The 9,651-nt window shown below is 31.0% G+C and carries 10 protein-coding genes; all 10 read right to left on the bottom strand.

Annotated features, from left to right (window positions below):
* Nucleotides 1-563, bottom strand: a 563-nt coding sequence (locus OWK30_RS11265) for a flagellin N-terminal helical domain-containing protein (protein ID WP_479723460.1), incomplete at its 3' end; no start/stop codon positions are given.
* Between the two features lie 289 nt (nucleotides 564-852).
* On the bottom strand, nucleotides 853-2,742 hold the full coding sequence (locus OWK30_RS11260) for a motility associated factor glycosyltransferase family protein (protein ID WP_423326552.1): 1,890 nt from the start codon (nucleotides 2,740-2,742) through the stop codon (nucleotides 853-855).
* 87 nt (nucleotides 2,743-2,829) lie between these two features.
* Entirely contained in the window at nucleotides 2,830-3,867 is a 1,038-nt protein-coding gene (gene pseI, locus OWK30_RS11255) for a pseudaminic acid synthase (protein WP_423326550.1), read from the bottom strand.
* Between the two features lie 11 nt (nucleotides 3,868-3,878).
* Nucleotides 3,879-4,418, bottom strand: a complete 540-nt coding sequence (pseH, locus tag OWK30_RS11250) for a UDP-4-amino-4,6-dideoxy-N-acetyl-beta-L-altrosamine N-acetyltransferase (RefSeq protein ID WP_423326548.1) — start codon at nucleotides 4,416-4,418, stop codon at nucleotides 3,879-3,881.
* Entirely contained in the window at nucleotides 4,399-5,418 is a 1,020-nt protein-coding gene (gene pseG / locus OWK30_RS11245; RefSeq protein WP_423326547.1) for a UDP-2,4-diacetamido-2,4,6-trideoxy-beta-L-altropyranose hydrolase, read from the bottom strand. The genes pseH and pseG overlap by 20 nt, the downstream gene beginning before the upstream one ends.
* Nucleotides 5,415-6,254 (bottom strand): cytidylyltransferase domain-containing protein, encoded by an 840-nt coding sequence (locus OWK30_RS11240; RefSeq protein WP_423326546.1) that lies wholly within the window; start codon nucleotides 6,252-6,254, stop codon nucleotides 5,415-5,417. The genes pseG and OWK30_RS11240 overlap by 4 nt, the downstream gene beginning before the upstream one ends.
* Entirely contained in the window at nucleotides 6,251-7,408 is a 1,158-nt protein-coding gene (gene pseC, locus OWK30_RS11235) for a UDP-4-amino-4,6-dideoxy-N-acetyl-beta-L-altrosamine transaminase (RefSeq protein ID WP_423326545.1), read from the bottom strand. Before pseC ends, OWK30_RS11240 begins: the two co-directional genes overlap by 4 nt.
* Nucleotides 7,405-8,397 carry a UDP-N-acetylglucosamine 4,6-dehydratase (inverting) gene (pseB, locus tag OWK30_RS11230; protein ID WP_423326543.1) on the bottom strand — a complete coding sequence of 331 codons (993 nt, stop codon included), beginning with the start codon at nucleotides 8,395-8,397 and terminating at the stop codon, nucleotides 7,405-7,407. Before pseB ends, pseC begins: the two co-directional genes overlap by 4 nt.
* A gap of 83 nt (nucleotides 8,398-8,480) precedes the next feature.
* Nucleotides 8,481-8,651: a hypothetical protein gene (locus OWK30_RS11225; RefSeq protein ID WP_423326541.1), complete on the bottom strand. Its 171-nt coding sequence runs from the start codon at nucleotides 8,649-8,651 to the stop codon at nucleotides 8,481-8,483.
* Nucleotides 8,652-8,661: 10 nt separating this feature from the next.
* On the bottom strand, nucleotides 8,662-9,651 hold a 990-nt coding region (locus tag OWK30_RS11220; protein WP_423326539.1), incomplete at its 5' end, for a flagellin.

Raw genomic sequence — 9,651 nt, 5'->3', positions numbered from 1 at the left:
TTTATTGTCATAATATCAGTTTTGTAGATATAGTTGCTTCCTGGCGTTGTACTTAATGATATCTGATATTCCCCTTCGGCAACCTTACCTTTGATTAATGCAGTTACTTTGTTGTTGTCAACCGACCAGAGTGCAGATGAGTCTCCGTTAAGTAATTTTTTGGTGTTAAATTCTGTAGAAGCAGAAATTCTATTTATTTCATCTTTTAATTGGTCAATTTCTTTTTGAAGTTCTGCCCTATCATTGGCGGTATAAGTTCCATTGGAAGCTTGTACTGCAAGTTCTCTCATTCTTTGAACGATACTCTGGATTTCCTGCAAACCACCTTCAGCAGTTTGTAGCATGGAGATACCATCCTGAGCGTTCATACTTGCACGCTTGAGACCGCTAATTTGTCCACGCAATTTTTCACTAATTGCAAGACCAGATGCATCATCAGATGCATGGTTAATTCTGAGACCACTTGATAATCTTTCAAGTGATTTTGCCATTTGATTATTTGTTATACCAAGATATCTTTGAGCATTAAGTGAAGAAATATTGTTGTAAATTCTTAGTGCCATAACACTACCTCCTTGTTTTGTTTTTTATGGCTTCCCTGCCAAACCATTGTTCGACGTTCAAAGTTCAATATTGAGCAATGTAAATTTTACATTTCTTTTTCTATCTCTTTACTTTCTGTTTCCTTAGTTTTCTTTACTATCACCTCCTTCTTAACTTATTAAGTACTGAAACAAAAAAAGGCCGATGCAATCTACCAAATGATAGATCACACCGGCCTGATTGTTTCAGCACCGATTAATAATTGTTTCTTATAATATCGAATTATATCAAGAAAACTTTAGAAAAATCTTATTTTATAGATAGCTTTTCTAATTCATCTTTTAAATTTATGAAAAGTGATAATATTTTCTTTATTAACTCAATCATTACTGCGTACATATTTTTAAGTTGTAAAGCCACTTTGAAATTAGAAATGCTTTGATTTTTTTCAGCAGCTCTAATTCCAAAAATATCTATCAAAGTTTTTATATAATAAGGTTGAACGTAATGCATCAAAATAAGAAAGAATTTTTTTTCTGAAAAAATTCGTAAGTAATTTTCTATTGTTTGGAATATTTCTTTTTCTTTTTGAGAGTCTAATTCTTTTTTTTCAAAAAAAGGTTTGATTATATCATTTTCAAATATTGTGCAGTATTCCAATGCCTTTTTGAATTCTGCAATGACAAATTCGCAATATTCTATAGCTTCTTTAGTTTTTGATTTAATCTTTTCCAAATTTTTTTCTTTTTCACCTTTTGTTGGGTATTTTAGATTATTTTTAATTATCTCTAATGTGTTGATATCTTCAGTTATATAGTTATTAATAGCTTCAGCAAAAGTCATTATTTTTGTACCAGCGATTTTTGCACCACCTTCTGTAGCATTAATTACTAAACCATTAAAATGTGCAACATCTTTTTCATAAAATTTTAGGAAACGATACCAAATGTCTGTAGTTTTAACTTTTGGTTTGTAATTACCTTCAACATCTAAAATCCTTTCTGGTTTATAATATTGTTTTTCTTTTTCTCCATAAGTAGAGCCTTTAGCATGAGTGGTGTCATCTTCACCAAAAGCTAAATCTTGTCCGATGAGAATGATTGGATTACAACCTAAAAATTCTAAAACTTTAAAAGCCATATTTGCAGCAGATGGACCAATGTCTAAAATTCCTTTATTTATTTCAAGCCAATGAAATGTAGCAAAATTTCTATATACAATTATTCTTTCACCTGGAAAGTTTGCATAAGTTTCAGGTCTTATTACGGGGCAAGCTGCTAAATAAACATCTTTTACATCTTCTTCTGTTAACCCTTCAAAAAGTTTTGCTGTAGCTAAAACACGTTCTAATGAGGTAACTAAGTGTGGCTTTAGTCCATGCTTTTTCATTACCCTGACAGAGGCATCAACAGCACAAATTACAGCTTTATTTTCCAGCCCTTTTAGTTGATGAATATTTTTATTTAGTGAAGGTCCAGTTGCAACGACAATGCCTGGTTTATTTTTGAAATTTTCTTTTAAATCTTTTATTCCTGGATAATTGATAATTTCTTTGATGTTTAGAAAAGTGTTTTCAATACCAATTAAAGAATCCCATGGGTCATTTCCATAGTGAAGCAGTATTTCTTTTACTACTTCTCTTAATGTTTGCATAAAATTAGTAAAATATTTTTTATGGAGTGTAAATACAAGATCATTTTCAATGATATTTATGGCTTTTACATAGAGCTTAAGATTGCCTTGATCAATTATTTTTCTTAAAGTTAAAAATAGGTTTTCAATATTTGAACCTAAGATAAAATGTATTCTTTTATCTTTTATAATATCTTCAAAATCAACAAGTTCAATTGCTTTTCTAAAAAGTTCTAAGTCTGGTTCTACGACAATCATTGTAGTATCTGGGGTTGCAAAATTTTGAAGAAAAGTTAATAATTCATACCCTAATCCAAATCCAAAAAAAAGTGTTAATTGTGGGACTTTGATATTTTTGTTCTTAATTAATGTTGTTACCTGTAGTAACGGATTATCACTATTATATAGTAACATTCCAGTAGGTATGTGTAAAAGATTTGGCAAGTTTTGTGTCTGTTTTGATAAAACTTTTTTATAATTATTATTTAGTTCAACAGCCTTTAACATGTTATAGATAGATGGTCTGTATTTTTCAAATAGTGATAAATTTTTTTTAAGCATATTCATATTAAAGTTCTCCTAAGTCAGTTATTACTTAGTTTTATATTATCAAAAACAATGCCAGGATATAAAGGAAAAGTTTTTTATTAAAATTTAATCAACCAAATCTTCAAATCTCAACGGTTTTCCTCTTTTTATATCTTTTGCAGCTTTTTTTCCTAAAACATTTTTTAAATATTTTGGATGCAGACCATAACCAGGTCTAATTGAACGAATATGTTCTTCGGAAAATTTTTCACCTTTTTTGATATCTTTAACAACAAATAATGATCTGCAAAATTCTCTGCTTTTTTTTATTTTATCTGTCAGTTCATAAGAAATTTTTCCAAGTGCTTTTTCAACATCCCTAATAGTATTAACCATACTTTTAAATTCATCAGGAGTTAGAGAAAATACTTTGTCAGGAGAGTCAATGTCTCTGGATAAAATAAAATGTTTTTCTATAACTTTTGCTCCAAGAGCTACAGCTGCAACTGGGATAGAAATTCCAAGAGTATGATCTGACAGTCCTACTATGCAATTAAAGGTTTTTGCTATATTTGGAATTGTTTTTAGGTTTACATCTTCCAAAGGTGCAGGATACGCAGAAGTGCATTTTAGAAGTATTATCTGATTATTTCCAACTCTTTTACAAGCTTCAACTGCTTCCTGAATGTCACAAAGAGTTGCTATACCGGTTGATATTATCATCGGTTTTCCTTTTGAAGCTGCATATTCTATAAGTGGTATATCTGTTATCTCAAAAGAAGCTATTTTATACGCTGGCACATTTAATTTTTCTAAAAAATCTACAGCTGTTTTGTCAAAAGGAGTAGAAAAAAAGATAAGTCCCAATTTTTCAGAAAGCTCTTTTAGCTCATAATGCCATTCCCACGGAGTATAAGATTCCTTGTAAAGCTCATAGAAAGTTTTTCCATCCCAGAGAGTCCCCTGTTTTATTTGAAAGTACTCATTATTACAATCAATGGTAATCGTATCTGGCGTATAAGTTTGAAGTTTTACTGCATCAGCTCCAGCTTCTTTCATTGCATAGATAGTATCTTTTGCAAGCTCTATGTCATGTTTATGGTTTGCTGATAGTTCGGCTACTATTAATGTTTTTTCTTTTAAAATGAAACTATCAATTTTCATTTGTTATCCTTTTATACATTATTAATTTTTCCCATTATTATTACATCTTTCCATTTATTATCTTTGAAAACAAATTCTTTCAATCTACCTTCTTCTTCAAAACCAAATTTTTGATAAAGCCTTATTGCAGGTGCATTATCTTCCAAGACTTCTAATTTTAATGTATGAAATTTTAAAATACTAAATGTTACTTTTAAAAGAATTGACAATAAAGTTTCTCCAGAGCCAGGTCGTTTTTGTTCAGGATTTGCATAAATTCCTAAATAAGCATTTCTATGGTTCCATTTAATATTTACAAGATTTAATACTCCAAGATAATCATCATCATTTTTTTTTACAAGCCAGTATAATTTATTTTTTGTTTCTTTTAAAGAAGTTATAAAATTATTATGTTCTTGAATTGAAATTTCATGTTCGTTATACATCCAATTTCTTATATCTTTATGGTTACGCCATTTTCTCACTAATTCTTTTTCAAAATCTGATAAATTTATAAAATTAATCAGCTTATAGCCATCAATAATAATATTGTCATGTATTGTGTTTTTCATTAGCCACCTTATATAATAACTTATTTATAAAATTTACAATTCTCAATGATCCTTTTCCATCAATATAATGACATGTTAAGGTATTACACCCATTTAATTTAGAGGTGTTTAATATTTTATTAATTGATAAATGTATTTTATCAATTAAATCATTGTCTTGCCAATCAAATGTATGATTAATAAAACCAGCTTTTTTAAAACCTGCGACGTTTTTTATTTGATTTTCACCAACAATAACTGCTATTGTTGGAACACAAACTCTTGCAAGTTCATATAAAGTTTGCCCCCCTGCTGATATTGCAATGTCAGCTTTAAGCATCAATCCAAGCATCATTTTTGCATCAGGATTGTAAAATAACTCGTCTTTTTCGTCGGATTCTTTTTTTATCTCATCTATATTTTTAAACCCTTGACCAATAACAACTAATTTTTGTAAAGAAGGATAATTTTCTTTTAGCATTTTTAAAACTTTGGGTGTTAAATTCCTAATGTCATTTCCACCAAAAGTTATTAATACTGTTTCTACATTGTTTTTAAGTTTCTTTTCTGGGATATCCCAAAAAGCTTTTCTTAAGGGAGTATATTTTGTCCCAAGCAGATATGTAATTCCTTCTTTTTTCGGATAATCCAATTCTTCAGCGTGAATGTTTCCGTTAACAACAAAACCTTTTGGATAGTCTATTCGTTTATTATCATCTATGTAAACAGGTGTTTTTACAATCTTACTTACTTCTTCATAAAAACTTTTATCTGCTAAATAACTATCAATAATTACAATATCTGCATTTTGTATTTCGTCTAAAATTTGGTCTTGGTTTTCTAACCAATTGATGAGCTTATAATCTGCATCCTTCACTAAATCTATTATACTGTTATCCCCATTTATTATAAACTTAGGTTGTACACCTTTTTCTTCAAAAGCTTGGTATAAAGATAGACATCTTGTAATGTGTCCAAAACCTGTGTTTTTACCGCCTTCGGTTAAAATGATGACTTTCATTTTATAAATTTTTCCAATATCTTCTTGACGTTGTTTAAATCTTGCAAATCAAGGATTTTAACTGCTTCTTTCAATTCCTCGTTGATATTTGTAAAAATTTTCTTTTGGATAATCTTTTTGTTTATAAACTTCAGCCACGGTTTTTCGCCGAAAAGTTTCACTATGTCTTTGCCGTCAAAAAAAATGTTTTTGGGATATAAATAATCAAATATAGCGCAAAGTAGGGCGTAATCTTCTTCTGTATCAAGTGTTATTCTGATTTCAGGGTGATGCAGCTCTTTTGGTGCTTTTACATTTGCAAGTTTAAACTTTTCTTTATGGGTTGTGTGGATATATGGGCATACATGCTCTCTTTCGAAATCATCTGTGGCATTTTTATAAGCGATTTCTAAAGCGGTAAATGAGATTACTTCCACATCGAGGCCGTGTGGAAAAGTTCTTGTAAGTGTGTTAGAAGTGTAATCCGCATTTAAGTTTATATGCGTTTTAATGACCTCATCAATTACCTGCCAATCTATGCAAGGACAATCACTTGTAATTCTTACAATAATATCAAGCTTATTTTCTTTTGCTGCTAAAAAATATCTTTCCAATACGTCATTTTTGCTTCCTTTAAACCACCTGACATTTTCTTTTTCTGCGATTTTAATGATTTTGTAATCTTCTTTTTCTGTTGTAGTTGCAATGATGATTTCATCTATCAATTTTGATTTTTTAGTTCGTCTGATAACCTGCTGTAAAATGGTAATGTTGCTATCATACGGTAAATGTTTTAGCACTTTTGCCGGCAGCCTCGTTGAGGATGTCCTTGCCTGAATAATAGCCCCTATTTTCATAGCTTTTGAAAAACCTCTAAAATTTTTTCTATTACATAGGAAAGTTCATTATCAGTTAGTGAAGGAAAAATAGGTAATGAAATAACCTTTTCATAAAACTTTTCTGCATTAGGGCATATCCCTTTTTTAAAACCGAGATTTTGATAAAAAAGTTGCCAGTAAACAGGAATGTAATGAACCTGCACACCAATACCATTTTTTCTTAACTTTTTAAATAGCTCTTTTTTCTTTTTATGAAATGGAGATTTAAGTTTTATGGGATACAGATGATATGAGTAAAAAGCATAATCTTTTTCCTCAGGTGTCTCAAAATAAGGATTATTTTCAAACTTTTCATTGTATTTATCTGCAATTTTTCTTCTTTGCTCAATAAAGTAATCGAGTTTCTTCAGCTGACTGATGCCCAAAGCTGCCTGAATATCTGTCATCCTATAATTGTGACCTAAGAAGTGCATTTCGTAATACCACTGGGGTGTAGGTAATGATATAAATTTTTCAGGATCCTTTGTTATTCCATGATTGCGGAACATTTTTAGTTTTTCATAATACTCTTCGTTGTTGGTTAGAACTGCGCCACCTTCACCAGTTGTAATGTGTTTTACCGGATGAAAACTAAAAACTGTCATATTGGAAAACTTACATGAACCAACCTTAAACATTGATCCTTGAACTTTATATCGTGCTCCCAGTGCGTGACAGGCATCTTCAACAATTTTTAATCCGTATTTATCTGCAATGGTTTTTATTTTTTTCATATCACAGGGATGTCCTGCATAATGAACAGGCACAATTAGTTTGGTTTTTTCTGTAATTTTTTCTTCTATCAAATTTACATCTATATTTCCTGTATCATGTTCTATATCGACAAAAACAGGCTTTGCCCCAAGATATAACCCTGCATTTGCAGTGGCAACAAATGTGTTAGGGGAAGTGATAAATTCATCACCTTTGCTTAAACCGGCAGCAAAATATGCTGCGTGTAATGCAGAAGTTCCTGAATTAAATATTAGGGCAAATTTTGTTCCACAATATTCTGCTAAATTTTCTTCAAATTGTTTTATCTTTGGACCTTGTGTGATAAAATCGGATTTTAATACTTTTATAACTTCTTCTATATCAGTATCATCTATAAACTGTTTGCCGTAGGGTATCATATCAATCCCTGCTCATATTGTTTTACATATGCCTGTAATTCTTTTTCAGTAAGCCACCAGTTATTTTTATCACTGGAATAAACAAATCCTTCGGGTAATGGTTTTCCACCATTGCCAAACTCTTTGGGAGCTTCCCAGTTCATAAATTCAGGTATAATTCTGAAATGATCTTTATATTCTCTAGTATGTCTTGCATCATCTTCCGGTATCATTACCTCGTGTAGTTTTTCTCCAGGTCTTATTCCAATTTCTTCTATTTCACATTTTGGACAAATGGCTTTGGCCATATCAATAATTTTCATGCTAGGGATTTTAGGTACAAAAATTTCACCTCCTGTCATAAAGTTGAGAGCTTTTAAAACAAGTTCGACTGCTTGAGGAAGTGTAATCCAAAATCTTGTCATTCTTTTGTCTGTAATGGTTATTTTTCCTGTTTTTTTTTGCTCTAAAAACAGTGGTAAAACAGAACCTCTGCTTCCCAGTACATTACCATATCTTACGACTGAAAATTTTGTAGTCCTCCCACCTGCATAAGCGTTGCCTGCCACAAATAATTTATCTGAACAGAGTTTAGTGGCACCATAAAGATTTATGGGGTTTGCAGCTTTGTCAGTGGATAAAGCTACAACTTTTTTTACTTTGTTATCAATACACGCCTCTATTACATTTTGACCACCAATTATATTCGTTTTTATAAATTCAAAGGGATTGTATTCGGCAGCAGGTACCTGTTTTAATGCAGCAGCATGTACAACATAATCTACATTCCAAAAAGCTCTATATAATCTTTCTTTATCTCTTACATCCCCGATAAAAAATCTTAGTCTATTATCATTGTTGAATTCTCTTGCCATTTGATACTGTTTGTATTCATCTCTACTAAGTATGATAATCTTATTTGGATTAAATTTTGAAAGAATATATTTTGTAAAAGTTTTACCAAAAGAACCAGTACCACCAGTGATAAGTACATTTTTCCCATCAAACATGTTTGCGACCTCCATGTCGCTGATTAAACAAAAAAAATGCCAATTTTTTTAAGAAAGGGAGGGAAAAAATTTCCTCCCTTTCTTTATAATTTTATGCTCTCAGTTTTTTTCACTATAGTTACTTTACCAGCTTCGAATTTTATTTCAAGAGCTCCATAAAAATTATTTTCAAACATTTCTTTTAACATTTTATAAAGCTCGTTTAGTTGCATTTTTCTTTTTGTATCAACTTCTTTTAAATTATATGCTGCCATAGTTTACCTCCTATCCTTGGAGAAGCTGAAGAGCTAACTGAGGTATTTGATTGGCTTGTGCAAGCATAGCTGTGCCTGCTTGAGATAAAATCTGATATCTTGTAAATGTAGCCATCTCTTCTGCCACGTCAAGGTCCCTAATTCTGGATTCACTTGCTGTCATATTTTCTCTAGCAACTTCAAGGTTTGAGATTGTATGCTCTAATCTGTTAATCTGAGCACCAATTGTAGCTCTTATTGTTACTACCTGATTAATAGCATTATCAATATCTGGAATTGCTCGCTTGGCAAGTTCTTGAGAAACAACCCAAATTTTATCAACACCTAACCCTGTTGTATTAAGCTGAGGGATTGATACAGATAAATCTTGTCCTTTATTTGCTCCAATTTGTAAATTAGTAGAATTGTCAATTACATGTAAATAATATGTTTCATTTGGAAGGTTTGGATTTGATGTAAACTCAATTTCGTTAGAAGAAGTTAATGATGCTTTTACACTTGTACGTGAGTCAATAACTAATTCTATCCCGTTGATTATTCCGTCTACTCTATCGTTACCGGTTTCATCTGCACCAATTAATTCGCCTGATGTTGCGTTATATATTGAGACTTTTACACTACTACTTTCAGCTTTTTGCACTTCTGCTAGTGAAAAGGCATTTATAAGCCTTTGATCCCCACTAAAAGCAATTTCCCCTTGTTCACCAACCATAGCTGTTTGTATTACAAAAGTACCTTTAACAGTTCTAAATCTACTATTTGGATCTGGGTTTGTTATATAATCTACAAGATGTTCATTTACTATTGGATCATTTGAACCCATTCCTAATTTATTTACTATTGCATTAGTTAATTTTTGTTCTAAATCTGCTAAAGTGTCATCGGCTTCTAAATATATAGTAGTTGATTTTCCGTTACCCCAAATGGTTAGCTCCTGTTTATTTTCAAAGAGATTATTTCCATCAGCATCTATAAATCGTGTGATATTGCTTAGTTTACT

Origin of the sequence: Deferribacter abyssi (assembly GCF_049472655.1) — a bacterium.
In the GTDB taxonomy this organism is placed as follows: Bacteria; Chrysiogenota; Deferribacteres; order Deferribacterales; family Deferribacteraceae; genus Deferribacter; species Deferribacter abyssi.
The sequence above is the reverse complement of the archived record's forward strand: the minus strand, read 5'-3'. Positions and strand labels throughout refer to the sequence as shown.

Bases quoted from the DNA above. Each gene is read 5' to 3' on its own strand.
- pseC (WP_423326545.1), bottom strand. From the start codon at position 7,408: ATGATACCCTACGGCAAACAGTTTATAGATGATACTGATATAGAAGAA.
- pseB (WP_423326543.1), bottom strand. From the start codon at position 8,397: ATGTTTGATGGGAAAAATGTACTTATCACTGGTGGTACTGGTTCTTTT.
- OWK30_RS11260 (WP_423326552.1), bottom strand. From the start codon at position 2,742: ATGAATATGCTTAAAAAAAATTTATCACTATTTGAAAAATACAGACCA.
- pseH (WP_423326548.1), bottom strand. From the start codon at position 4,418: ATGAAAAACACAATACATGACAATATTATTATTGATGGCTATAAGCTG.
- pseG (WP_423326547.1), bottom strand. From the start codon at position 5,418: ATGAAAGTCATCATTTTAACCGAAGGCGGTAAAAACACAGGTTTTGGA.
- pseI (WP_423326550.1), bottom strand. From the start codon at position 3,867: ATGAAAATTGATAGTTTCATTTTAAAAGAAAAAACATTAATAGTAGCC.
- OWK30_RS11225 (WP_423326541.1), bottom strand. From the start codon at position 8,651: ATGGCAGCATATAATTTAAAAGAAGTTGATACAAAAAGAAAAATGCAA.
- OWK30_RS11240 (WP_423326546.1), bottom strand. From the start codon at position 6,254: ATGAAAATAGGGGCTATTATTCAGGCAAGGACATCCTCAACGAGGCTG.